21 protein-coding genes and 3 tRNA genes are annotated in these 24,227 nt (G+C 44.0%); 7 read left to right on the top strand and 17 right to left on the bottom strand.

Annotated elements, in window-relative coordinates; genetic code table 11:
- The first annotated feature begins 34 nt into the window (after positions 1 to 34).
- A tRNA-Asn gene (locus IP510_RS06295) sits at positions 35 to 110 on the top strand.
- Positions 111 to 341: 231 nt separating this feature from the next.
- Here the strand turns inward: IP510_RS06295 and IP510_RS06290 are convergent.
- The 8 genes from IP510_RS06290 to msrB all read right to left on the bottom strand — a co-directional run bounded on the left by IP510_RS06290 (position 342) and on the right by msrB (position 4,948).
- The gene (locus tag IP510_RS06290; RefSeq protein ID WP_194363917.1) at positions 342 to 1,649 is read right to left on the bottom strand and encodes an arsenic transporter; all 1,308 of its coding nucleotides are present in this window, start codon (positions 1,647 to 1,649) and stop codon (positions 342 to 344) included.
- 67 nt (positions 1,650 to 1,716) lie between these two features.
- Entirely contained in the window at positions 1,717 to 2,490 is a 774-nt protein-coding gene (gene arsH / locus IP510_RS06285) for an arsenical resistance protein ArsH (RefSeq protein WP_227669540.1), read from the bottom strand.
- Positions 2,477 to 2,884 (bottom strand): arsenate reductase (glutaredoxin), encoded by a 408-nt coding sequence (arsC, locus tag IP510_RS06280; protein WP_194363916.1) that lies wholly within the window; start codon positions 2,882 to 2,884, stop codon positions 2,477 to 2,479. The genes arsH and arsC overlap by 14 nt, the downstream gene beginning before the upstream one ends.
- Before the next feature lie 44 nt (positions 2,885 to 2,928).
- Positions 2,929 to 3,291 carry an ArsR/SmtB family transcription factor gene (locus tag IP510_RS06275; RefSeq protein ID WP_194363915.1) on the bottom strand — a complete coding sequence of 121 codons (363 nt, stop codon included), beginning with the start codon at positions 3,289 to 3,291 and terminating at the stop codon, positions 2,929 to 2,931.
- Positions 3,292 to 3,496: 205 nt separating this feature from the next.
- Positions 3,497 to 3,573 (bottom strand) — tRNA-Asp (locus IP510_RS06270).
- Positions 3,574 to 3,610: 37 nt separating this feature from the next.
- Positions 3,611 to 3,686, bottom strand: a tRNA-Val gene (locus IP510_RS06265).
- A gap of 213 nt (positions 3,687 to 3,899) precedes the next feature.
- Entirely contained in the window at positions 3,900 to 4,385 is a 486-nt protein-coding gene (locus tag IP510_RS06260; protein ID WP_194363914.1) for a glutathione peroxidase, read from the bottom strand.
- Positions 4,386 to 4,522: 137 nt separating this feature from the next.
- Complete coding sequence (gene msrB, locus IP510_RS06255) at positions 4,523 to 4,948, bottom strand: peptide-methionine (R)-S-oxide reductase MsrB (protein WP_194363913.1); 426 nt, start codon at positions 4,946 to 4,948, stop codon at positions 4,523 to 4,525.
- A 462-nt stretch (positions 4,949 to 5,410) separates the two neighbouring features.
- On the opposite strand from msrB, the gene IP510_RS06250 reads away from it, so the two are divergent.
- Positions 5,411 to 7,051 carry an aminotransferase class I/II-fold pyridoxal phosphate-dependent enzyme gene (locus IP510_RS06250; RefSeq protein ID WP_194363912.1) on the top strand — a complete coding sequence of 547 codons (1,641 nt, stop codon included), beginning with the start codon at positions 5,411 to 5,413 and terminating at the stop codon, positions 7,049 to 7,051.
- 93 nt (positions 7,052 to 7,144) lie between these two features.
- Here the strand turns inward: IP510_RS06250 and IP510_RS06245 are convergent, their stop codons facing one another.
- Both IP510_RS06245 and IP510_RS06240 read right to left on the bottom strand, forming a co-directional pair.
- On the bottom strand, positions 7,145 to 8,752 hold the full coding sequence (locus IP510_RS06245; protein ID WP_194363911.1) for an inorganic phosphate transporter: 1,608 nt from the start codon (positions 8,750 to 8,752) through the stop codon (positions 7,145 to 7,147).
- Between the two features lie 527 nt (positions 8,753 to 9,279).
- Positions 9,280 to 11,001: an ATPase gene (locus IP510_RS06240; protein WP_194363910.1), complete on the bottom strand. Its 1,722-nt coding sequence runs from the start codon at positions 10,999 to 11,001 to the stop codon at positions 9,280 to 9,282.
- Positions 11,002 to 11,278: 277 nt separating this feature from the next.
- On the opposite strand from IP510_RS06240, the gene IP510_RS06235 reads away from it, so the two are divergent.
- The 4 genes from IP510_RS06235 (at position 11,279) to IP510_RS06220 (ending at position 15,770) form a co-directional block, all read left to right on the top strand.
- On the top strand, positions 11,279 to 11,992 hold the full coding sequence (locus tag IP510_RS06235) for an FFLEELY motif protein (RefSeq protein ID WP_194363909.1): 714 nt from the start codon (positions 11,279 to 11,281) through the stop codon (positions 11,990 to 11,992).
- A gap of 96 nt (positions 11,993 to 12,088) precedes the next feature.
- On the top strand, positions 12,089 to 13,183 hold the full coding sequence (ubiE, locus tag IP510_RS06230; RefSeq protein WP_194363908.1) for a bifunctional demethylmenaquinone methyltransferase/2-methoxy-6-polyprenyl-1,4-benzoquinol methylase UbiE: 1,095 nt from the start codon (positions 12,089 to 12,091) through the stop codon (positions 13,181 to 13,183).
- 102 nt (positions 13,184 to 13,285) lie between these two features.
- Positions 13,286 to 13,990, top strand: coding sequence for an SCP2 domain-containing protein (locus tag IP510_RS06225; RefSeq protein ID WP_194363907.1), 705 nt, complete (start codon positions 13,286 to 13,288; stop codon positions 13,988 to 13,990).
- A gap of 118 nt (positions 13,991 to 14,108) precedes the next feature.
- A complete protein-coding gene (locus tag IP510_RS06220) occupies positions 14,109 to 15,770 on the top strand; it encodes an ABC1 kinase family protein (protein ID WP_194363906.1) in 1,662 nt (553 codons plus the stop codon).
- A 242-nt stretch (positions 15,771 to 16,012) separates the two neighbouring features.
- Here IP510_RS06220 and ruvB read toward each other — a convergent pair whose 3' ends face one another.
- From ruvB to IP510_RS06195, 5 genes are all read right to left on the bottom strand, one after another.
- Positions 16,013 to 16,993 (bottom strand): Holliday junction branch migration DNA helicase RuvB, encoded by a 981-nt coding sequence (ruvB, locus tag IP510_RS06215; protein ID WP_194364158.1) that lies wholly within the window; start codon positions 16,991 to 16,993, stop codon positions 16,013 to 16,015.
- Positions 16,994 to 17,168: 175 nt separating this feature from the next.
- Complete coding sequence (ruvA, locus tag IP510_RS06210) at positions 17,169 to 17,792, bottom strand: Holliday junction branch migration protein RuvA (protein WP_194363905.1); 624 nt, start codon at positions 17,790 to 17,792, stop codon at positions 17,169 to 17,171.
- A 117-nt stretch (positions 17,793 to 17,909) separates the two neighbouring features.
- Positions 17,910 to 18,944 (bottom strand): class II fructose-bisphosphate aldolase, encoded by a 1,035-nt coding sequence (gene fba, locus IP510_RS06205; protein ID WP_194363904.1) that lies wholly within the window; start codon positions 18,942 to 18,944, stop codon positions 17,910 to 17,912.
- Positions 18,945 to 19,371: 427 nt separating this feature from the next.
- Complete coding sequence (locus tag IP510_RS06200; RefSeq protein ID WP_194363903.1) at positions 19,372 to 19,758, bottom strand: hypothetical protein; 387 nt, start codon at positions 19,756 to 19,758, stop codon at positions 19,372 to 19,374.
- Between the two features lie 253 nt (positions 19,759 to 20,011).
- On the bottom strand, positions 20,012 to 21,226 hold the full coding sequence (locus IP510_RS06195; protein WP_194363902.1) for a phosphoglycerate kinase: 1,215 nt from the start codon (positions 21,224 to 21,226) through the stop codon (positions 20,012 to 20,014).
- 421 nt (positions 21,227 to 21,647) lie between these two features.
- Here IP510_RS06195 and IP510_RS06190 point away from each other — a divergent pair, with 421 nt between their 5' ends.
- On the top strand, positions 21,648 to 21,977 hold the full coding sequence (locus tag IP510_RS06190) for a TraR/DksA family transcriptional regulator (RefSeq protein ID WP_194363901.1): 330 nt from the start codon (positions 21,648 to 21,650) through the stop codon (positions 21,975 to 21,977).
- Between the two features lie 27 nt (positions 21,978 to 22,004).
- On the opposite strand, the gene IP510_RS06185 is transcribed toward IP510_RS06190, so the two are convergent.
- Together IP510_RS06185 and IP510_RS06180 are read right to left on the bottom strand one after the other, a co-directional pair.
- A complete protein-coding gene (locus IP510_RS06185; RefSeq protein WP_194363900.1) occupies positions 22,005 to 22,673 on the bottom strand; it encodes a thiamine phosphate synthase in 669 nt (222 codons plus the stop codon).
- A 103-nt stretch (positions 22,674 to 22,776) separates the two neighbouring features.
- Entirely contained in the window at positions 22,777 to 23,859 is a 1,083-nt protein-coding gene (locus IP510_RS06180) for a serine hydrolase (protein WP_194363899.1), read from the bottom strand.
- Positions 23,860 to 24,227: the final 368 nt, after the last annotated feature.

The raw sequence follows: 24,227 nt of genomic DNA, 5'->3' as shown, positions 1-24,227 counted from the left end.
GCTCGTTGTAAGGTCTCAAGTACTTATAGCTTATTCTCCAATAGCTCAGTTGGTAGAGCAACGGACTGTTAATCCGTGTGTCCCTGGTTCGAGCCCAGGTTGGAGAGCCACATTTTAGTAGTAAATTTTTTGAATTATGATTAATTCAATTATGGCATTTGCCAAAACCCTCATCACTTTGATGGGGGTTTTTTTATGTGTCTCATTTAATATTATTTATTACCGTTGCCATTTTGATAAACGCTTACAACTATTTTGTCTCATACTTGATGGTGACAATGATATTTAAAAGTAAATATCATTGTCACCATAGAATATTACTGTAGTAAGTTTTTCATCAGTTAACTTGGCAACAGTGGCAACCAGAACACCAATGCTAATAAGGTCACTAACAACACTGGCGGTGTAATCACTAATCCAATCTTAATATACTGCCCCCAGCTAATTTTGTAGTCCTTCTCTGCCAACACATGTAGCCATAGTAAAGTAGCCAGACTACCAATCGGCGTAAACTTAGGTCCCAAGTCATTACCAATGACATTGGCATAAATCATCAGCTCTCGCGTTGCAGTAGGCACTTGTGCTTGATCAATAGCAAGCGCGCCGACTAAAGTCGCTGGCATATTATTCATAACAGAAGCGACTATAGCGGACAAGAACCCAGTTCCGACGGTAGCAATGACAGCGCCTTGTTGACCCAACCAGTTAAGTACTTGCGCGCTATAGTCGGTGAGACCTGCATTGCCCAAACCATAAACCACCAAATACATCCCGATTGAAAACAGGACGATTTGCCAAGGTGCTTTACGTACTACGTCACTTACCGAGACCACCGCACCACGACCGCCTTGCCATATACGACCAGCGATTGCCATTAGTACAACAGCAGCGATGCCCGTGACCAGTGAAATAGGTAGTCCTAACGGCTCTGTTGCAAAATAGGCGACCAGTAGCAAGCCTAATAGTGGAAAAGCAGCTCGAAAGACTAATGGATCGGTAATAGCAGACTCTGGAGCGCTTAGCTCGCTAGTCGAGTAGGTTTTTGGAATATGACGTGCATAGACAATCCACAACACCAATAGCGTCGCTAAGACAGACACGATATTGACTGGTACCATCACCGCCGCATAACGACCAAAGCCAATATCGAAATAATTGGCACTGACAATGTTGACTAAATTTGAGGTGACTAATGGCAGGCTTGCCGTATCAGCGATAAAACCAGTCGCTATGATAAACGCTAGAGCTGATGGTGGCGAAAAATTCAGACGCAGCAAGATAGCGATGACAATTGGGGTCAATAGTAGTGCAGCGCCATCATTGGCAAAAAATGCAGAAATAAAGGCGCCGAGCACGACAATCATTGGAAATAGTAGACGGCCTTGCCCATTGCCAAGGCGTGCCACATGCAATGCTGCCCAGCCGAAAAAACCTGCCCTATCTAAGATAAGAGAGATGATGATCAGCGCCACAAAAGTAAAGGTCGCATCCCAGACAATATCCCAAACGATACCCACATCTGACAGCTGCACGACGCCAAGCGCTAACGCGATTAAGGCGCCCCCCATGGCGCTCCAACCGATGCCCAATCCTTTAGGTTGCCATATAACTAAGACTAAAGTGACCACAAAAATAGCAAATGCAAGCATTGTACAACCTTACTTAAGCTGACTTTATTCAGCCGATTTAATATAGGGAATTAGATCGATTAGAGGGTTAGATCGATTTTTTATTGACGCGGCTCGATACTTCTTCAGCACTCTCAACGCGTTCTGAATAGCGATCAGTGAGATAGTCTGAACGTCCGCGTGTGAGCCAAGTAAACTTCACTAGCTCCTCACAGACATCGACAAGGCGCAGATACAACGGAGACATATCCATGCGATTGTCGTCGTTGAACTCTAAGAACGCTTTGGGTATCGAAGATTGATTAGGGATAGTAATCATCCGCATCCAACGCCCAAGAATACGCATCTGATTAACCGTATTAAAGCTCTGACTACCGCCGCTGACTTGCATCAGCGCTAGTGTCTTACCTTGAGTTGGACGCACGCCACCTAGTGAAAGCGGTATCCAGTCGATTTGCGCTTTCATGATACTGGTGATACTGCCGTGACGCTCTGGACTCACCCACAGCATGCCTTCTGACCACTGTGCCAGCTCCCTCAATTCTTGTACTTTGGGATGTTCTGAGTCTACATCGTCAGGCAACGGCAAACCGGATGGATCAAACATTTTTACTTCACAACCATACCAACGTAGCAACCGGCTCGACTCTTCAGCGGCCAATCTAGAAAACGAGCGCGCACGGACAGAACCGTATAGCACTAATATTTTCGGCGGATGACGTGAGTCATTTGGCGCAACCAAAGACTCAATATCGATAGGCTGGAGATTATCTATATCAATATTGGGCAAATCATCGAAGTCAGGTGAAAGTAAAGCAGATGGCTCAACTACCAACGCTTGGTCAACCTCAGTGTTTGTCATGAGTAATAACCTCGCCGTCTTCTTTGGTGAAGCTACTTACTGGATTTGCTAGTAGTTCAAACACACGCTCTGACGGACGGCATAGAGCAGCGCCTTTGTCCGTCACCACGATAGGACGATTGATTAAAATAGGATGCGCAATCATGGCATCGATAATTTGATCGTCAGAAATTTCAGGATTATCCAGACCAAGCTCATCGTTGATAGCTTCTTTGCTTCTTAATAGCTCTCTAGGCGAAATCTGCATTTGTGCCAATAGCTCAACTAAACGATCGCGGGTTGGTGGATTTTTCAGGTATTCCACCACTTCTGGCTCTTCACCTGATGCTTTAATAATAGCAAGTGTGTTGCGAGATGTACCGCATTTAGGATTATGAAAGATTAATGGCTTCATAGTATTTATACCTATTTTATGTATTTATTGAATTGATAATTGGTTTAACCATTACCTTGCTCAGCAGACTCATTTACTTCGCAGCCGCTCAGGCTATCCATGAGTGACGCACACAATTCTGGATGTCCCGCACAGCAATCTTGCAGCAGGAACTGAATGACGTTATCCATATGTGAGAGCGAAGCACGATAGATAATCTGTCGGCTATGACGCTGTGAGACCACCCACCCTGCCCGTGACAGCACCGATAGATGGGCTGACATTGTGTTATGAGGGACAGAGAGCTGACGAGCTATTTCGCCCGCAGGTAGGCCTTCAGGCTCATGGCTGACTAGCAGTTTGAAAGCCTTTAGACGAGTATCTTGAGAGAGCGCAGCAAAGCTTGCGATAGCATTAATTATTTCCATATGTCTAATAATATAGACATATAAAAATAATTCAACACTTAGCACTAAAATAATTAGGACTATTTATAAAGCAAAGGTCCTGAGGCTAAGCGATACAAGTCTTAGACAATCGTATGAAAAATAAGCAAACACAAAAAAACCCCAAACAATCTAATGTTTGAGGCGAAACTTGCTTAGACTCGAAAGTCTAAATTCGTTTTAAATATGGCGCAGCGGACGGGACTCGAACCCGCGACCCCCGGCGTGACAGGCCGGTATTCTAACCAACTGAACTACCGCTGCTTAGGTCTCTTAGCTTGTTTAGCCACTTGCTAAGAAGTGGTGGGTGATGACGGATTCGAACCGCCGACATTCTGCGTGTAAGGCAGACGCTCTACCAACTGAGCTAATCACCCTTCGAACAATTGCTAGGCAATTTATTCAACATCAACTGAGCTCTTAGGTTTGTCACTAAGCTCTGCTGCTGTGGGTGTGTATTATATAGGTTTACAGATGCGTGTCAAACAGTATTTACCACTTTCTTTAATATTTTATTCACTATTATGACAAGCATATGTTTTTATTGATTTTATATTTTTAGAAATATTCACTATCTTTAGACTTCATGCTCATTTATTGGCTAGCGCTTGCTCGATATCACTTTTAATGGCTTCCGGCTTAGTCGTTGGTGCATAACGGTCGATGACCTGGCCTTTGCTGTCGACTAGGAACTTGGTGAAATTCCATTTGATACCATCTGTCAGCACGCCACCCTTTTGCTCTTTGAGCCATTCGTAGATAGGATGAGCATTCGCACCATTGACATCAGTCTTTGCCATCATCGGAAAGCTGACACCATAGTTCTTTTGGCAAAACGCACCAATCTCGTCATTGCTACCTGGGTCTTGGCTACCAAATTGGTTACAAGGAAAACCGACAACTACCAGTCCTTGATCCTTATACTGTTCATATAGTGACTCTAAGCCTTCAAACTGCGGTGTAAACCCACATTTACTTGCGGTATTAACGATTAATAATACTTTATCTTGGTAATCTGAAAATGCTTGCGAACTGCCATCCATGCGCTCAGCGGTAAAATCGTAGATAGTACTCATTATTTATCCTTAAATTGAGGTTTTTATTGTTTTAGGTTTTTGTGCAATACTTTTTTTTAATCATATACATAATAAACACTATTGAAAAGGAAGCACTTTGTACTTCCCTCTCATACTTATAATACTACCTAAACCACTTACTTCTCAGTTTTATCTAAATCAATAGATACTGAGTTGATGCAATAGCGCATGCCAGTCGTTTCACTTGGCCCATCAGGGAATACATGACCCAAATGCGCACCGCAGTTACTGCAGGTCACTTCTGTGCGTGTCATGCCTAGCGAGTTATCGACATGCTCTTCGATTGCGCTATTATCGATACCTTGGTCGAAGCTCGGCCAACCACAGCTAGCATCAAATTTATTGCTCGAGTCAAACAAGCTAGCGCCGCAACCTTTACAGCGGTATACACCATCATCAGTCGCATCGTTATAAACACCAGTGAACGGGCGCTCTGTGCCCTTCTCACGCAGTACATGGTATTCGTCAGCACTCAATCGCTCTTTCCAATCAGCTTCTGTTAACTGGCTAATCTCTTCTTTACTTAGTTGATTGTCTTGCATGGTTTATCCTTATTCGAGTATTTATTATCTAATCTCTGTCACTGTTTATCGCCACACTATTATGAAAACGACGTGCCCTATCTGTTGATTACTAGCGCACTATTCAAGGCATATGAGTGTAATGCTGCCTGTATTTTGGAATAAGCATGTCGTTAAATAGAATTTCATCTGCATAAAATATATCAAATTATCTCAAAAACAGAATGGGTAAAGATGTAATTTTGGTAGGTAAACATGTATTTAGATAACAATTATCATCACGAAAACCCAATATAGAGGGAGTAATGGTTAAAACCAACAATAATGCAAGTTATCCTTGCTTTCACGAATATAAATAATTTTATACCCACTTGTAATCATACTAATAATGCAATAATATCTTGCATTACCATTCCATAAAAATAGTGCTGGTTTATATTTTTTCTTTCGCAAATCCACTTTTTAACAAAGGCTTGAACAATCATGGCTGATGACAGCAGCACTCAAGCAGAACGGCTGGTACAGTTACGCCGTAAAAAAGGACTGACTGCTGAGCAGTTAGCACAAGCAATGACCGCAGCAGGTGCAAAGGTCAGCCGCGGTGCAATCTCGAACTGGGAGCGTGGTACCAATGGTATTGTCTCATCTAAATTACCAACGCTTGCTCGTATTTTGGGCTGTAGCGAAGGCTATTTGCTGCGAGGTGAGCTACAGAATGAAAACTCTGATGACATATCATCTAAGCCTAGCTTTTTATCTCAAGATAAAGACCAGCGAGGTGCTACAGCCACAACCGTAGCCGAACAATCAGAAAATCAGGCCAAAACACCATCAATAAACCTCAATGATACTGGCAAAAACACCCAACACAACCCGATAAGTAGTGACACTATGAAGACCATAAAAAAATCTGACAAGTTGCAAAACGTCTGCTATGACATTCGTGGCCCCCTATTGCAGACTGCCAATAAAATGGAAGCAGAGGGCAAACGTATACTGAAATTGAACGTAGGCAATCCAGCGCCTTTTGGTTTAGAAGCGCCTCATGAGATCTTGCGTGATGTGGCTATGAACTTATCTGAAGCGACTGGATATTCGGACTCGCAGGGGATTTTTTCGGCGCGCAAAGCCATTTTGCAGTATTACCAGTCAAAGGGGTTACTGTCGGCTGTTGATGTACGTGACGTCTATTTGGGCAATGGTGTCTCTGAGCTGATTGTCATGACGATGCAGGCACTGATGAATGATGGTGATGAAGTGCTGATTCCGATGCCAGACTATCCACTTTGGACGGCTGCGGCCAATCTCGCGGGCGGTACTGCTGTGCATTATCGATGCAATGAAGAAGACAACTGGCACCCTGATATCGAAGACATCAAATCTAAAATTACGAGCAAAACAAAGGGCATCGTGGTTATCAATCCCAATAACCCGACAGGCTCGCTTTATAGTGATGAATTACTAAAACAAATCATTGAAGTCGCGAAAGAGCACGACTTAATCATCATGGCTGATGAAATTTACGACCGTATTCTCTATGATGATAATGTACATACACCGATGAGTACCTTGACTGATGAGGTGCTGGTGCTCTCTTACAATGGCTTGTCAAAGTCACACCGTATCGCAGGGTTTCGCTCAGGTTGGATGATGGTATCTGGTCGCAAACAGCATGCCGCTGACTTTATCGAAGGCTTGGATATGCTCGCCTCTATGCGTCTTTGCTCTAACGTGCAAGGACAGTATGCTATCCAAACAGCGATGGGTGGGCATCAGAGTATGCAAGACTTAACCTCCGAAACAGGTCGTCTATACAAGCAGCGCGAAATGGCAGTCTCACGCCTTAATGCTATCAAAGGTATTTCTTGTACCATGCCTCAAGGTGCGTTTTATTGTTTCCCAAAGATGGATCCAGCCGTTTATCCTATCACCGATGATATGGACTTTATGATGGATTTACTGATTGATGAAAACGTATTGATGGTACAAGGCACAGGGTTTAACTGGGACAAACCCGATCATTTTCGTTTGGTCTTTCTTCCTAACTTGCTTGACCTAGAAAATGCGATGGATAGATTGGACAGATTTTTTGCGAAAAAACGTAAGCAGTTTGGTACCGAATAAATCGTCATACGTCATTAAAAAACGCTTATCGGCATGATGCTGATAAGCGTTTTTTATGATGCTAAGATAAGCTTTATTAATGGAGTCTATAGCTTAAAAAATATTTACCAATATCAGATAGCTAATTGCAGACATTGAGGCTGCCGCAGGAAGGGTAATAACCCATGCTAGACCAATTGGTTTCATAAGCTTCCAGTTAGTATCTCTATTGACGATACCAATGCCCAGTACTGCACCTACCAAAGTATGTGTGCTTGATACAGGCAGACCCATCGTTGATGCGCCCATCACGACAGCCGCAGCAGCCAGCTCAGCCGAGAATCCAGAAGCTGGATGCATTTTCGCCAGATTGGTACCAACGGTCTGAATCACTTCTTTACCGATGAACCAAAGACCCACAATCAATGCGACGCCAAAGGTCAACATGACCGCAGGTGGTACTGCTGCTTCGGTCGAGATGCTATTGGTACGAATAACATCCATAATTGCTGCAAAAGGACCAACCGCATTGGCAATATCGTTCGAGCCATGACTAAAAGCAAACGCTGATGCCGTAAAGACCTGCATCCAGCTAAACATAATAAAGGTGGCTTTGGTCAAATCTTCTTTATGCTTGCCGCGGATACTCTTAGTATAAATATAGGTTGCCAGCCATACTAGCGCTGCAATCATCCCCATGATTAAGAAGCCTTGCAGCGTCGTCATACCATTATTGACGTTTTTTAGACCTTTAAAGACAACCAGAGAGGCCATGACGGCACCGCCCATAGCTGCAATCATAGGCACCCATTGCTTCAGTGCTTTTAGAGTATCGAGATTGCTGCGTTCGTTCTCAATCTCATACAGCTCTTTGTAATAGTCAGTCTCTAAATCTTCAACAACACAATCATCATCTTTGTAAATTTCTTGGTCGCGTAACATCGCTGATGTATAAGACAACTGCTCAGACTCAGTTAGAGCGTCTAGATACTCTTTATGCGAGTGTTTTAGCGTCTTTTTATTGTCTTTTAGCGTGGCAATGTGCGCTTCTGTTTTATCATTATACTCAATGATATTTTTCTTAATCTGTCCATATAGCAAATAGGACAAGACGCCGCCTAGTAGCGGTGATAGAACCCAAGAGATGGCGATAGTGCCAATCTTACCCCAATTCACAGTTGATAGCGCCATTTCAGTACCACCTAAGGTGATACCTAATACAATGGAGCTACCAACCACGCCACCGATAATCGCGTGTGTGGTCGAAACCGGCAGACCTTTTTTGGTGGCAAATAACAGCCAAAATGCAGCAGCAATGAGTGCTGAGAGCATGACATAAATAAACTGATTGGGCTCGACTGAGAGGCCATCTAGATCGACAATGCCGCTTCGGATAGTATCGGTTACTTCACCACCTGCCAGCACAGCACCTGACACTTCAAATATCGCGGCGATACCCAATGCTTGCGGAATAGTCAACGTCCCTGCACCCACTGACGTACCAAAGGAGTTGGCGACATCGTTACCACCGATATTGAATGCCATAAAGACACCAAAAGCGGTCGCTACAATAAACAGCGTCGTTTGCTGACGCATGGTGTAATCTAGACCCCACCACAAAAAGTAGCTGGTCATCGCAATCAATAAAATGGCAAAAAATAGATTTATTCTCATAGAGCCGACTGATTTGGTTGGCTCTGTAGAACTGCTGCTAATACCCATACGTTAATACGTCCTGCGTAAGCTGATTGAAATTATAGGCGATTGATGACATTGCGCAGTTATCAATATGGATGTCGACATCTCACACTGAAATAACACTATATAAATGCGCAACATGCTTCTTAAACAATGGAGCTTTTAATGTTTGTTTGCTATCGTATCCACAGTCAAGCGTCACTATTTGACGTTTGATTTAAGCTGTCGATATATGCTCTTTACTAAAATACGTCATTTCACATATCACAAAGCCGCAAGTCATATTGCCAAATCATCTGATTACAGCATCTTGCGGCTTCACGACTTTATGGTGTTACGATTATTTCAGGTTGCTAGTATTGGTCTACACAGCAATATTTTTATATACTTCTGCATCAAACAATACAACCGCTATCTGTTAGGATAATCGGTTGCGTCAAAAGACCACGATGCGCCTATTATATTAAATATAAGCACACAATGCATGATGATATTACAAAATTTGTAACCGCACGTTTATGTTGCTCATCCTATTCGTTTGATGAAGCAAATCAAATCGTTTTAGACAATAACGATAGCTGCTCAATAGCATGATCCAAAACATCCAAGCGTGCTTGGTATTTTTCGTTGGTCGCAATTATACACCATGGCGCTGTCTTTGTGTCTGTACGTGCGAGCATGTCAGCGGCAGATTGCACATAGTCCGACCATTTGTCACGGTTGCGCCAATCATCATCAGTCAATTTAAATTGTTTGTGCGGTGTCGCTTGTCGAGATTTAAAGCGTTTGAGTTGTTCTTTTTTATCAATAGCCAGCCAGTATTTTATGACGATTGTCCCTGCATCAGCCAAGTCTGCTTCAAAACGATTGATCTCAGCATAAGCGCGTTGCCATTCATCATCAGTTGCAAACCCTTCAACACGCTCAACCAGCACTCGCCCATACCACGTACGATCAAAAATAGCGATACGGCTGATATGATTCGTTTGCTCATCAGGCAACTTTGTCCAAAAGCGCCATAGATAAGGATGCTGCGTCTCATATAACATGGGGGCACCAATATTGTAAATCTGATACTCGCGTGGATCGAGCGGCGCCACCAACCTTTTGATTGCGCCACCTTTGCCAGCGGCATCCATGCCCTCAAAAGCAAAGACCACATGATGGCCGTCACGTGCACGTAACAGCTCAGCGAGGTGCGCTTGTTTCTCTGCTAGCGCTTTGCGATAGTCGGACTTACTTATTTTAGCGTCATCAATAGAGGTTAGTTGCTTAGGTATCGGTACAGGCTCAAACACGTCTTTTTGTGATTGTGATTCAGACTTTTCAGCTTTGAACTTACCTTTACGCTTGTTCTTATTTTTAGACTTAGCATGATTTTTTGTAGTGTCATGAGCTGCTATTTCACTGCTTGCCAATGCTGTTTGCATTGCATATAAAACCTCGTGACAAAAGTTATCCGCTGCCGTTGACTTATCGTCGCCATCAATGATAACCCAATCATCCTGCGTCTGTAGCAGTGTTGCAGCCACTTCGTTAAAGGTTTCAATCACTTGCTTGTTGTTCCAGTCAATTTGATACAAAAACTGTGGGTCTGCTTCAGTGTCTTTTAGACGGCGGCACAACATCTCTATATCGACATGGAACCAGCATTTCAGTAGTTTTGTTTGATTGGCTGCAAGGTCTTTCTCAAACGCTTTTAGCTCATTTAATTGCTGATGCAGATAGTCCTGCCATTTGACACTAGGCAATGCGGACGCATCAACCTGTTTGTTATTTTTTGGCTGATTCTTGGCTTTTTTATTATCCGACGTTGCTAGTCGCATGACATTGTATAGCAAGTCCGCATACCAATTGCCAAAGTACACCATTACCTCACCGTGACGCGGCAACTCACTGGTATGGGTTTGCCAAATAGGCTGATAACTTAGCGGTGAATGGCCAATGGTTGCCTCAACTTTAAGCAGTCTCGGATCGACCCATTCCCTCAGCTGCTTAACCGCCATACCCTTACCCGCCTGCTCCATACCATTGACGAGCACGAGAAGCCCTGTTGGCTTGTTTAGTGTCTTTGGCGTGGCTGTTGGGGTTTGTTGGCGAGTGGCTCGAAGGGCATACTGTGCGGTGACCAGTGCCAGTCTTAGGGCGTTCTCATCCATCGAAAACTGACTGAGCGGATTGGGCACTAAACGCCGCTCAACGACTTGCTCACTAAATTGTGCACTCACCCCTTGTGGTACCTTTGGTTCAGTAGTATCATTTTTTTGAGACATAATTGCACTCACCATAGTAATTGTTGTTGAGTTAACAGCGGTTATGGAGCTGTTTGGCTATCGTTTAATCATAGCACTGAGCCAATCGAGTAAATAATAGTGCTATGTAACAGTTTGGCATTTGTATTCTTATTTATTTTCTTTTATGGTGAACACCATTTTGCACACTTATTAGGATAGATAATCAAAAATCTATTACACTGTCCAGTACATCAAGTGACTTTAGCCAATTACCCTTTAATTCAAAAAATAATCTACTTCTATAGGATTTACTGCCATGACTGCTTTAGCTGATTTACAACAGCATTTGACTCGTTTTTGGGCCTTGCCACATCATCAAGATGACGAGCTAAACACCAAGCTCAAAGACGTACAATCATGGCAACAAGCACGACTTAAAAAAACGCATCGTGCCTTATTTGAACAACCAAAAAATCAGCTGATGGCAGAATATTTTCTCACACAATTATATGGTGGTGAAGAGTTCAAACTGTTGGCCGAGCAATTGGCACGTATTCTCCCAAAAGCCAAAAAGCTAGAACGTCTTGCCAAAGAGTCTGCGTTAGAGGCGGGAAGCATGGGTATACAAGCAGCGATTTATGCGATTGAGTTGGATCTGCATTTGGCGCAGTGGCTACTTGACCAAAACTTGCCAGTAGATGAAGACAACATGCTAGCTGCCTACCGTGCGGTCAATGAAAAAAAAGAGCGCCGAGTACAAATTGCCAATCTAAAGGATGTCTGCTATCGCACGGACAAACACTTAAACTCGTTTATGCTCAAAAAAGCCTTTGCATTAGCGAAGAGCACGGCCTACCGTCATGGCTATCAGCCACTTTATGATTTTATGGATGCAGGCTTTAAGGCCATGAAGCCGCTCAAAAGTGTCAGCGATTTCATCGAACCGTTTTGTGAGCGTGAGCTGATGATTATTGACCAAGTTCATGATACGGATAATGGCAGTAAGCCAGTAGTGTTTGATGTATCATAGGGTCAATACCTTATACTATGGTTTGCTCGGCTGATAAAACAGCTTGCACACCACCTGATACAGACAATCATAAAAAACAAATTCTAGGACAATGCAATGACCGACACTTCAAGTAACAACACTGCTAACTCTGAACATTCAGTGACGACCAATGGCCATCTGCAAGACAAGCTGGTCAAAGACAGTATCGCCCACAATCAGCAAATCAGCGCGCAAATATTACGTGCTCAGACAGCGGCATCTCATACAGATGATGGTCAATCTACTAGCAACAACGACTTTACCAAAGTTCAAGACCTACCAACCGGAACGCCGCAAGGCCAACAGACCACTATGCCAAACAGCAGTGAAAACAATACTTCTACTAATAGTGCTGCGCAAAACATCAAACAAGCGCTATTTAACCAGCGTGATGACATCAATAATCCCCATACGCTAGAAACTGATGGTGCCGAAGAAACGCATTTTGGCTATAAAACGGTCAATAAAGCCGAAAAACAAGCTCGTGTGGCCGATGTCTTTACTTCTGTTGCTAAGAAATACGACATCATGAACGACTTGATGTCATTTGGTATTCATCGTCTGTGGAAGCGCTATGCCATTAGCCTGTCAGGTGTGCGTGCAGGACAGCATGTACTCGATATCGCTGGTGGTACAGGTGATTTGGCCAAAGTGTTTAGCCGCGAAGTCGGTAGAAATGGTCATGTAGTATTATCCGATATCAATGCAGCCATGCTAGAAGTGGGCCGTGAGCGCCTGATCAATGCAGGCTGTAACAACGTCGATTTTGTATTGGCGAATGCTGAGACATTGGCACCATTTGACGATAACAGCTTTGATTTGGTCACCATTAGCTTTGGTCTGCGTAATGTCACGGACAAAGATGCGGCGCTCAAATCCATGTACCGCGTCCTAAAGCCAGGTGGCCGTCTATTGATTTTAGAATTCTCAAAGCCGATATTTGAGCCACTATCTAAAGCCTATGACTTGTATTCATTTACCGCGTTGCCAGTGATGGGTAAACTGATTGCCAATGATTCTGAAAGTTATCAATACTTGGCGGAGTCGATTCGTATGCACCCTGATCAACAGACGCTCAAACAGATGATGCAACAAGCAGGTTTTGAGAACTGTGATTATCATAACTTAACTGCTGGTATCGTCGCTGTACATCGTGGCTTTAAAGCATAATGCATCATTAGCAAGGCCATATTAGACCTAACCTTAATACCTCATAACCCATGCGCTGATGCTGCTAATGCAGAGGCGCTCATTTTACGATGCGAGAGCTTTATGCTGACTGTCTTACTATTGGCTAGTGCCGAAAAGCTGATTAACATTGCCATTGCTAGTGATGAGATTACCAAAGTGGGCCTTGCACCGCTGGCGGGTAAAGTGTTGCGTCTCAATATGGGACTGCCTGATATTCATTTAGATGTACTATTCACTCACGAGCGTTTACGCTTTGAACCCGTTACAACGGAGAGCGTGTTTGAGCCAAGTGGCCAGATGAATGAACGCCAAAAAGCCAGTATGGAGCGCGCCCGCTTGGGTCATAGCCGTCCGGACTGTACCATCACCGTAGACAATCCCGCTCAACTGCTCAACCTGATGCGCGGCGCGGAGGGTAATTTGCCAATCGAGGGTGATTACAAAGTACTGATGCAGCTAAAACAGCTGGTGGCAGGCTTTGACCCTGATGTGGCAGGTCAACTTGAGCCTTTTATTGGCAAACCAATGGCTAGCCAGTTGCATCTGCTCATCTCGCATCTCAAAGGCAGTTGGCGTCATAGTGCCAAACGTGCTTTTGATGATGTCAGTGATTGGGCCAATGATGTGGCAGGTAACAGCACACCTGATCCTACTGAAGTCGCTGAAGTAAATGACCTCAAACAGCAACTCCTAAAACTGCGTGCTGATGTTGAACGTGAAGAAGCCAAGCTTTCTGCTATCAAAGAAGAGCAGGCCCGTTTTCTCAACAATGCGTTTCATCAGTAATCTGCTTTATTAGTAGCGTATTTGATTAATCATAGGCAAACACTATTACTGATAGTGCTACCTATGCTTAAACACAGCGTCTACCCTATTTTCGTTTTTGTCCAGAGTACCTAATCTCATGCTACTATCCCACCGTGCCCGTCTACTTGAACTTTGGCGTATTGCCGCGACGTATCGTATTGATACCCATTTTTCTGTCGAAGAAGCACCGCAGCTACAACCTTTAGCGCGTTTGATTCGGTCGCATCCTGCAGCATGGGGTAAGAAACACCAACCAAATGCCATCAAGTACGCACTTGAAGATATGGGCACACTGTTTTTAAAATTAGGCCAACTCCTCTCAACGCGTCGCGACTTGGTACCGCCTGAGATTATCGCTCAGTTGGTTCAATTACAAGACAAAGTAAAGCCTTTTGACGCTGATATCGCTGTCGCTCAGATTCAGCACCCTAAACATGGTCTCGGTCAGTCTATCGACACATTGTTTGCTCGATTCGATATCAAACCACTAGCAGCTGCGTCTATTGCACAGGTACATACCGCAGCCTTGCATGACGGACGTGAAGTGGTCGTAAAAGTGGTTCGTCCTGATATCCGTACTGTGATTGTGGCTGATTTTGAGCTGCTACGCGAATTGGCAAGCTGGGCATCCGCGCGTATTGAAGCGGCGCGTGCTGTGCATATTATCGATATTGTCGAAGACTATCGCCAAGTCATGCTTAATGAGCTGGATTTGACGCTTGAAGCTGACAACACGACGCAGATGCGTAATAACTTCTTAGGTTCGGCATTGATGTATGTGCCTGAAGTCTATGATGCGGCCAAAAATGTGATGGTCATGGAGCGCATCCAAGGTTTGCCTATCTCTCAAGTTGAGATGTTTGATCAGTTAGGTTATGACCGTGCAGCACTTGCAAAAAAAGGCTTAACGATATTTTTTACCCAAGTCTTTCGTGATAACTTTTTTCATGCCGATATGCATCCGGGTAACGTGTTCATAGAGACGCCACCTGTGCAAACACTGCATGCAGGTATGGCAGCGGTTGATTTGGGTCATGAGCCACGTTATATCGGGCTTGATTGCGCCATCATGGGCACACTATCAAAAGACGATCAGCTCATCGTGGCGCGGATGCTACTGGCGGTGATGAATAATAACTTTACTGCAGTGGTCGATATCGTGAGCCGTGCAGGATGGATACCACCCAATGCCGATAAGCATGCTCTGATGCGTGATATGAAACGCACCGTTGGCCCCATGCTACAAAAATCAATTAATGACATTGATTTTGCAGGCGTGCTCATGCAAATTTTGGACATTGCTCGCAGGCATCATATGAGTATCCCGCCGCAGCTGATGCTCTTGCTCAAAACTTTGGTACATGTAGAAGGACTCGGCCGCGATTTATATCCTGATCTAGATATCTGGTCACTGGCCAAACCGATTTTGAGTAGTTGGATCAAAGAGCAGTTAGATCCTATGCGTAACCTGCAGCAGCTACGCCAGCAATTACCTGAAATGCTATTGGCTACCACTGATATCCCCAAACTACTGGATCAAGGGCTACAAAGCCTTGCTTCACAAGGCTCTCGTCAAGACAGTCAACTGCGCGAAATACAGCAAATACGCGCCGACATGCTAAATGACCGTCGCCGCGATTGGTTAGCATTGGCAGGATTCGCTATTTTCATTGCTATCGCGACGCAAGTCGTCGGTTGGCTATCACCTATCTTTTATATTTTAGCTATCTTAGTTGTGGTTTGGCGAATTTTGGCTTAAAGGTGTTGGCTTAAAGGTGTTAGCTTAAACGCCTAGCAGTCGCCTGTATTAAAGGCTTATCAACATGCTTGAGCGCATTTTTATGGTCGTTCACAATTGAAGCTTTAACGGCTTCCTTATCATACGATAGCAACCAGTATCCGAAAATAAAATTAAAGCTATAGAGTCAAAAAGAAGCCCCTGCTTTTGATTAAAAGCAGGGGCTTCTTTTTGACTGAATACTGAATACTGAATACTGAATACTATAACATCTGATCAATCGCCATTTGGGTCAATACGCGACCGCGAGCAGTACGCAGTACATAGCCTTGCTGAATCAGATACGGCTCGATCACATCTTCAAGCGTGCCTCGATCCTCAGCCATTGCCGCTGCCACTGCTTCAACACCAGCAGGACCACCATCGAAGCGCTCTTGTAATATCTCGATATAACGTCTGTCTAAGTGATCAAGCCCTCGTCTATCCACTGCTAACATATCTAGTGCACTACCTGCAATCGCACCATTGATGCTACCGTCGCCTCTCACTTCAGCATAGTCACGCACACGGCGCAATAAACGGTTGGCAATCCTTGGTGTACCACGTGCACGGCGGGCAATCTCAATCGCACCATCTTCACTCATGGGCACGCGCATCAAGCGTGCTGCCCGACTGACAATCGTCGTCAGATCAGCAATATTATAAAACTCAAGGCGCTGCACGATACCGAATCGATCACGTAAGGGTGAGGTCAATAGTCCTGCTCTGGTCGTTGCTGCCACCAAAGTAAATGGCGGTAAATCAAGCTTGATCGAACGCGCAGAAGGACCTTCACCAATCATAATATCCAATTGGAAATCCTCCATCGCTGGATAAAGAATCTCTTCAATAACTGAGCTCAAGCGATGAATTTCATCGATAAAAAGTACATCGCCCTCTTCTAAGTTCGTCAGCATGGCTGCCAGATCACCTGGACGTTCAAGCACAGGTCCTGAAGTCGAGCGCAGATTGCCGCCCATTTCACGAGCAATGATATTTGCCAGTGTGGTTTTCCCCAGTCCTGGTGGACCAAATATCAGCGTGTGATCCAGCGGTTCATTTCGGCCTCTAGCAGCCCCAATGAACACCTCCATCTGCTCACGTACGACCGGCTGACCAATATATTCAGCCAACAATGCTGGTCGAATATTGGCATCAGGCGCATCACTTGCGCCTTCTAGCGGGTTAATTAAGCGATCTTGCATCATAGAATTTATCATTATATTAAAAGTTTAGGTAACAAATAGCATAACCAAACGCTGCGCATAAGTCATGCAAAACCTCATTAAGCAGATGCTAAAACGAAAATAAGCGACACTTAATGTCGCTTATCTGTTCGATATGTATTGATGCAATTATTAATAGCATCAGCAGCCAAAACTACTTAAACGTTGATAACTGCTGTAACGTGGCTTTTAATAAGCCTTGAGTATCAGCGAAAGTATCGCCTTTACTCTTGGCCGCTTTAATCGCTAGCTGCGCTTCTTTTTCTTTGTAGCCCAGGCTGATAAGCGCGCCCTCTACTTCGGCAATGATACTGCCTTCATGAGAAACCGTTACCATCTGAGGCGTCAGCTCAAGCGAGCTATTATCAACCTCGATGTTTTTTAGCTTATCTTTTAGCTCAATCAGCAAACGCTGCGCTGTTTTTTTACCAATACCTGGTATGCGAGTCAATGCCGTTTCTGAGTCTTGCTCGACATGCATTTTTAGCTCAGCCGCTGACATTGCAGACAGCATAGCCAATGCCATTTTTGCCCCAACACCATTGATCTTGATCAATTGGCGAAAGACATCGCGCTCTTTACGGTCGATAAAACCATAAAGCAATTGTGCATCTTCACGCACATGAAAGTGCGTCCAGATACTCGCCTGCTCGTTCAGCTGTAGTTGGCAAAATGACGGCAATGGTAGCTCGATATCATACCCTACGCCAGAGGTGGTCATGATACAGGCCGTCGGTGCCATCAAGTACTGCACCTGCCCAGTAATCAATCCAATCATCGCTTGCTACCTCTTATAGGGATTATTATAAAAATGACACTCGCTACCATTACACGACATATAACTGAACTATATCAGCATAGCTTCACTATCAATATCGCTTAAATTAGTGGCGAGCTAGTAAAAATTCACCATACCTTCTAGGCTAATTGGGCGAATTTTGTGCGCTTGACCTGCCGAACCGAATGCTTCAAAACGATTGGTACAGATATCTGACATCGCGACCATAGAGGCTTTAAAGTATTTACGTGGGTCAAATTCGCTCGGATTCTCTGCAAGAAACTTACGAATAGCGCCTGTCGATGCTAGACGCAGATCCGTATCGATATTGACTTTACGAACACCGTGCTTGATTGCTTCTACGATCTGCTCAACTGGCACACCATAGGTCTCACCAATATTGCCGCCATTTTCATTGATGACTTTTAGCCACTCTTGCGGTACTGATGACGAACCATGCATCACCAAATGGGTGTTAGGAATGCGTGCATGGATCTCTTTTACACGCTCAATAGACAAAATGTCGCCTGTCGGTGGACGCGTAAACTTATAAGCACCATGACTGGTACCAATCGCAATCGCAAGCGCATCAACATTGGTATCTTTTACGAACTGCTCAGCTTCATCAGCGCTGGTCAATAGTTGCTCGTGGTCTAGTACGCCTTCAGCGCCAGAGCCATCTTCTTCGCCTGCCATGCCTGTCTCAAGGCTACCCAAACAGCCAATCTCACCTTCGACAGACACGCCGCAAGCGTGAGCCATCTTGACCACTTCACGAGTGACGTTCGCATTGTAATCATAATCCATTGGTGTTTTGCCATCTTCACCAAGTGAGCCATCCATCATCACTGATGAAAAACCGAGCTGGATTGAGCGTTGGCAAATAGCGGCTGACATACCATGATCTTGATGCATCACCACTGGGATATGTGGCCATTCTTCGATAGCAGCAATAATCAAGTGACGCAAAAATGCTGACCCTGCATAACTACGCGCTCCTGCACTGGCTTGAACAATAACAGGTGAGTCACAAGCATCCGCCGCCATCATGATTGCACGCATTTGCTCTAAGTTATTGACGTTATAAGCAGGAACACCGTAGCTGTGTTCAGCGGCATGATCTAGAAGTTGACGTAATGATATTAAGGCCATAAAACGCTCTCTGATTGGATTTTGAATGGTATTTAAAAAATGCTTAAAAGGCATACATAATAATAATAATCACGTCAACATCTACCCAGCCATACTGATGGTATATAGGTTCGTGATGGCTGAATTGATTTGGTTGTAATTATTATGTGTCAATTATAGCAAATATTACGTGATCTTCGTAGCAGTTGCCTGACTATTTGTCAGTCTATACAGTCTTATCGCTCAAATTTAGTCTATATATTAGTCTTTATCGAACAGACTATCTAATTGGTTTTACCAAAACATATAACGCAAAAAGCCTTGGTAATCACCAAGGCTTTTTTAGTATTTTGAGGCTTATAAAGCACTAACAATGACTACTCGTAAAGGTACGCTATCGATAGCGCCCCAATAAATCAGCCATTATAGTGCTTAGTCATTGTATAGCTTAATACTGTTGCTCTGCATCAACTGCAACATCATTTGCGCCATCAGCAACAGCAGCAGCACCGTCAGCAACGGCTGAAGCAGTGCCTTCAACGGCAGTGTTAGTGCCTTCAGCAATAGCATCACCAGTGTTTGCTAGAGCGTCGGTTGCAGCAGCACCAGCAGTGTCAGCGCCTTCAGCAATTTCAGCACCAGCGTCTTGAGCAGCAGCTTCAGCTTCAGCAGCAGCGGCGTCTGTTTCAGCGGCAGCAGCATCAGCGTTAGCAGCGGCATCGTCGCCCGCAGACTCAACAGCAGCTTCAGTGTTTTCTTCTGTTTGTTGGCTACATGCAGTGATTGCAAAAGTACCAGCAAGTAAGCTGGCCAGTAATAAATGACGTTTTAACATAATAAACCTCTCGTAAAGAATGCATGTCAAAATACATGGTCGCGCTATTTTATAGAGTGCGAATAGGACATGCAATAATAATTTTCAGTATATAAACAAATAATTAACGCTTAATAATCAATGACCACCACTTTTTGCTCACCAAATAAATTCAGCAAAATGCCAGTCAAAACATTACTTCCACAGACTACCTGAGATACCAAAGGTTAGTTGTACGTCTAATGTTACCAAAATCTTGAATATTGTTAGATATTTAGGCATTGGTTTGCAGAGCTGCGACTGCAGGGAGTACTTTACCTTCAACGAACTCTAAAAATGCACCGCCGCCTGTTGACATATAACTGACGCCATCCGCAACTTGATATTTATCAATAGCCGCCAACGTATCACCGCCACCAGCGATCGAAAACCCGTCGCTATTTTTGACAGCAGTTGCCAGTATTTGTGTGCCTTGACCAAAAGCATCGACCTCAAAAACACCCACTGGACCATTCCACAAGATGGTTTTTGCATTGATAATTGCATCAGCAAGCTGTGTTGCGCTCTCTGGTGCAATATCCAATATCATGTCATTGTCACCAATCGCATCAACAGACTTGATCGTTGCCGCCGCCTTTTGCAAAGAACCCGTAAAATCAGCAAAATCGATATCACCTTTATCAGCAACGACGACATACTCAGGCAATAAGATTTCAGTCTTGGTCATGATGTCACGCGCCGTATCGAGCAAATCTGCTTCGTATAATGAGGCACCGACGCTATGTCCTTGCGCTGCTAAGAAAGTATTGGCAATACCGCCACCAACGATAATCTGCGTACAGACTTCAGCCAAGCTATGTAACACTTCTAACTTGGTAGACACTTTCGATCCACCAACGATGGCAATCATTGGCTGTGCGGGTGTTTCAAGGGCAAGGCTTAAAGCATCAAGCTCAGCGGCCAATAACGGTCCTGCACAAACCGTCTTATCTGCTTGACGCATCGCTTGGGTGACACCTTCTGTCGAAGCCTGCGCACGGTGAGCCGTTCCAAAAGCATCCATCACAAAGACATCGCACAAATCAGCATATTTTTTCGCTAAAGTCGCATCGTTTTTCTTTTCACCATCATTAAAGCGTACGTTTTCTAGCAATACCACTTCACCAGATTTTACAGCGGCACCTTGCGTCAGATAGTCAGTATTAAGGCGTACAGGTGTTGACAATTGCGAGCCTAATTTGTCCGTCAAATAATCAGCGACTGGTGCCAATGAGTATATGGCTTCAGGATTACCTTCTGTTGGGCGTCCTAGATGTGAGCACACAATGACAGCCGCACCTTTTTCCAGTGCCATTTTGATCGTAGGTAGACTGGCTTGTAGGCGAGCATCGCTCGTGACCTTGCCGTTTTTGATAGGTACGTTTAAGTCTTCTCTGATTAATACCACTTTATCGGTCAAGCTCAGCTCACTCATACGCAAAAAATTCATTACCTGCTCCTATGCATCACTATATCTGTTAATTGACGATTGCTATTATGATTGATATGACCTAACGATCATCTACCATATGTATTTTGACAATTGGGCTTATTACGCTTCACTTTTACTATTTTTATCACTGTGCTCTCATACTAATGATCCACGCACGTTACTGGATCAAATAAGTGACTAGAAATCAGCGGCGGTGTATTCTATCAGCTTTCTATCACAGGCTCATAAACAACCTGCCAAAATTTTAGCAAGAATGCTGTATTGAGCCGATATTTCTAGACCCTGATTTCAATGAAACGATTATAGTTAAAAGCGTTGCGATGATTCAATAAACAGTAACATTTCGTGGTGGTACTCAGCAGTCAGGCTCTTTATGATAGATGCGTTGACAATAAAAATAATCCTTTAGGAGAACACAATGAGTATCAATTTAGACACTGCTAAGCAAAACCTATTAACACTCAAAGATGAATATGAGTCACGTATTGACAAAATCGAAGATCACATCCAAAACCCACAAGATGATCTCAATGAGCACTGGGAAGATCAAGCCATATCTTATCGTCAAAATGACATGCGCAAAAACTTAATGGCCGAGGCACGCCAGAGTCTAATTTATGTCGAAAATGCTTTGAGTCGTCTTGAAAGTGGTACTTACGGTGAATGTGAAGTATGCGGCAAGCAAATCGAAGAGCAACGCCTAGAAGCATTACCCTATGCTACCTTGTGTATGGAACATGCCGAATAAAGCGTCATCCTCCTTTAAAAGCACGTCTTAAGCAGGCGTATTCCATTTGGACAACGCCTGCTGCCATTCATCACAGCGCTGAGCTATTTTCTCAACTGGCAAATCCATAATATCTCCCACGACGGCGATCAGTGCAATTGGTAAGCCTGCCAGCTCTAAGACGTTTTCTGCCGTTAATCCTCCTATCACACATATCGGTATGCCTTGTTGACATCCTTCGATGAGCTGCTGGCGCGAGATTGTATCGGCATTTGGTTTGGTGGTAGAGGCAAATATAGCGCCCATCGCAGCATAGCTTGCACCATCGTTTTTTGCGGCTCTTATTAGCTCAACATCCTCATGACAAGTACGACCAATGATTTGATGCGGCGCAAGCACTTGCAACGCATCATTTATCTGTCCGTCCGTCTGGCCTAAATGCACACCAACACCAAGCTTTGCCGCCAGCTCGATATCATCATTGATGACCACTGGCACATTATACATTTTGGCCAATTTGGTAATTTGCTCTGCTTCCTTAAAAAGCGTCGATGCGCCATTTGGTAGAGCAAGCGTTTTTTTACGCCGAATTTGCAAGAGCGCAATCAGTCCGGTTGCTAGCGCCGTATTCAGTTTTTGATACAAAACAGCAAAATCGTCATCGTTGGTTAGCAGATAGAGCTTCGGTGCAGTAAATGCGATTGGTGACTGAGTCATAATGTATGTCCTGATTTATTAAGTTCAACACAATAAAAAAGCCGTTATATAATATAACGGCTTTTCATATATTCGAAATAGCAAGATATTTAAAGCATCAAACTTATACCGTACGACGAGTGGCCAAACTGTTTAGAATATTTTTGGCATCGCCCCATCGTGTCGCTGAGCTGTTTGCGCCTAAAATCACAATAATTGCTGGACGGTTATTCACACGGGTCTCCATCACCACGCAACGCCCTGCTTCATTGATAAAACCAGTCTTTGAGATACCAATTGGGTAACTGCCATCACGAACCAACGAGCTGGTATTGTTGGCTTTGTAAGTACGGTTACCACTTGAGTAGTTTGAAACAAAGAAGTCATAGCTCTTGGTCGTCGAAAAACGACGAATCACATCATAGTTACCGGCTGCACGTACCATTTTTACCAAGTCATTTGATGAGGCAACGTTGCGCTTATCTAAGCCTGTTGGATCACCAAAAAATGCCGTATTCATGCCCAAGTCTCGTGCTTTTCGGTTCATGGCACGCATAAAGGCATCATAACCACCTGGATAATTACGCGCTAGGCTCTTTGCAGCTGGATTTTCAGACTTCATCAACGCCATCAATAAAATTTCAGCGCGGTTCATGCGATCGCCAGATTTTAGGTTCGAGCTGGCACGCTTAGGACCGACAAAATCTTCTGGATCCAAAGTAATCTCTTCGCGCATATCAAGACCAGCATCAAGCACGACCATGGCAGTCATTACTTTGGTGATACTGGCCATGGGACGTGCGATATCAGCGTCTTTTTCATAGATCGATTCACCAGTTTCCGCATCAATCACAGCGACACTACGAGAGTCCGTGCTGATAGGAATCATATCGCTGCTACCAAAAGCACCACGATAGGTCGTGTTATAGCGATTACTGTTGGTATTGTTACTGCTACCAAAGCTGGTCGTATTTGTGATATTGGTCGTACCAAAGCCATTATCGACTTTCTTTATAGCAGAGCCGCTGGACGTATACATGATGTTGCGAGCTTCAGACAAGCTATCAGCACCGCCCCAACTCATACGGGCGCTAGAGCCTGTATCAGCGCTACCATTAATAGTAAGTGCCGCTTGTGCAACACTGCCCAAACTCAATGAAATCATAGCAGCGATTAATTGCTGTTTGGTTAATGGTAGTTGCTTCATAATGTCTCCTGCTGTCGCTATTACGCCAGTTACAGTGACTGACGCCAAGAACGTACGTAGCGTTTATAGGTGTGTTTGTAAGTACTCACATAGAGTTTTTGTATTTTTAGTGTATCATGGTTTACATTTAAGTTTAATCTATCAAACTGATTTAACGGTTTTTTTTAGTGTCGTTCAAACTTTGCTACAACCACTTGATGTTATAGAAACATTGATTTACATCGTAGCAATATAAATTAACGTTGAACGCTATGCTTGTTGGTATGTTATGGACACTGGTCGCAAGTAATTGTAAGTGTATTACTGACTCTGTTTCGCACTGAATATGGATAGTCTGCAAGCGATGTATGCAGATATACTGACCATTA

This window comes from Psychrobacter sp. NG254, from assembly GCF_015277735.1.
Lineage (GTDB): Bacteria > Pseudomonadota > Gammaproteobacteria > Pseudomonadales > Moraxellaceae > Psychrobacter.
This window is presented reverse-complemented; position numbering and strand designations above follow the sequence as displayed.

Coding starts and splice junctions, on each gene's coding strand:
- fba (WP_194363904.1), bottom strand. CDS start 18,944: ATGGCCTTAATATCATTACGTCAACTTCTAGATCATGCCGCTGAACAC.
- IP510_RS06245 (WP_194363911.1), bottom strand. CDS start 8,752: ATGGGTATTAGCAGCAGTTCTACAGAGCCAACCAAATCAGTCGGCTCT.
- IP510_RS06220 (WP_194363906.1), top strand. CDS start 14,109: ATGCTACTATCCCACCGTGCCCGTCTACTTGAACTTTGGCGTATTGCC.
- IP510_RS06190 (WP_194363901.1), top strand. CDS start 21,648: ATGAGTATCAATTTAGACACTGCTAAGCAAAACCTATTAACACTCAAA.
- arsC (WP_194363916.1), bottom strand. CDS start 2,884: ATGAAGCCATTAATCTTTCATAATCCTAAATGCGGTACATCTCGCAAC.
- ubiE (WP_194363908.1), top strand. CDS start 12,089: ATGACCGACACTTCAAGTAACAACACTGCTAACTCTGAACATTCAGTG.
- IP510_RS06200 (WP_194363903.1), bottom strand. CDS start 19,758: ATGTTAAAACGTCATTTATTACTGGCCAGCTTACTTGCTGGTACTTTT.
- ruvB (WP_194364158.1), bottom strand. CDS start 16,993: ATGCAAGATCGCTTAATTAACCCGCTAGAAGGCGCAAGTGATGCGCCT.
- IP510_RS06225 (WP_194363907.1), top strand. CDS start 13,286: ATGCTGACTGTCTTACTATTGGCTAGTGCCGAAAAGCTGATTAACATT.
- IP510_RS06290 (WP_194363917.1), bottom strand. CDS start 1,649: ATGCTTGCATTTGCTATTTTTGTGGTCACTTTAGTCTTAGTTATATGG.
- IP510_RS06185 (WP_194363900.1), bottom strand. CDS start 22,673: ATGACTCAGTCACCAATCGCATTTACTGCACCGAAGCTCTATCTGCTA.
- IP510_RS06250 (WP_194363912.1), top strand. CDS start 5,411: ATGGCTGATGACAGCAGCACTCAAGCAGAACGGCTGGTACAGTTACGC.
- arsH (WP_227669540.1), bottom strand. CDS start 2,490: ATGACAAACACTGAGGTTGACCAAGCGTTGGTAGTTGAGCCATCTGCT.
- msrB (WP_194363913.1), bottom strand. CDS start 4,948: ATGCAAGACAATCAACTAAGTAAAGAAGAGATTAGCCAGTTAACAGAA.
- IP510_RS06260 (WP_194363914.1), bottom strand. CDS start 4,385: ATGAGTACTATCTACGATTTTACCGCTGAGCGCATGGATGGCAGTTCG.
- IP510_RS06235 (WP_194363909.1), top strand. CDS start 11,279: ATGACTGCTTTAGCTGATTTACAACAGCATTTGACTCGTTTTTGGGCC.
- ruvA (WP_194363905.1), bottom strand. CDS start 17,792: ATGATTGGATTGATTACTGGGCAGGTGCAGTACTTGATGGCACCGACG.
- IP510_RS06240 (WP_194363910.1), bottom strand. CDS start 11,001: ATGTCTCAAAAAAATGATACTACTGAACCAAAGGTACCACAAGGGGTG.
- IP510_RS06195 (WP_194363902.1), bottom strand. CDS start 21,226: ATGAATTTTTTGCGTATGAGTGAGCTGAGCTTGACCGATAAAGTGGTA.
- IP510_RS06180 (WP_194363899.1), bottom strand. CDS start 23,859: ATGAAGCAACTACCATTAACCAAACAGCAATTAATCGCTGCTATGATT.
- IP510_RS06275 (WP_194363915.1), bottom strand. CDS start 3,291: ATGGAAATAATTAATGCTATCGCAAGCTTTGCTGCGCTCTCTCAAGAT.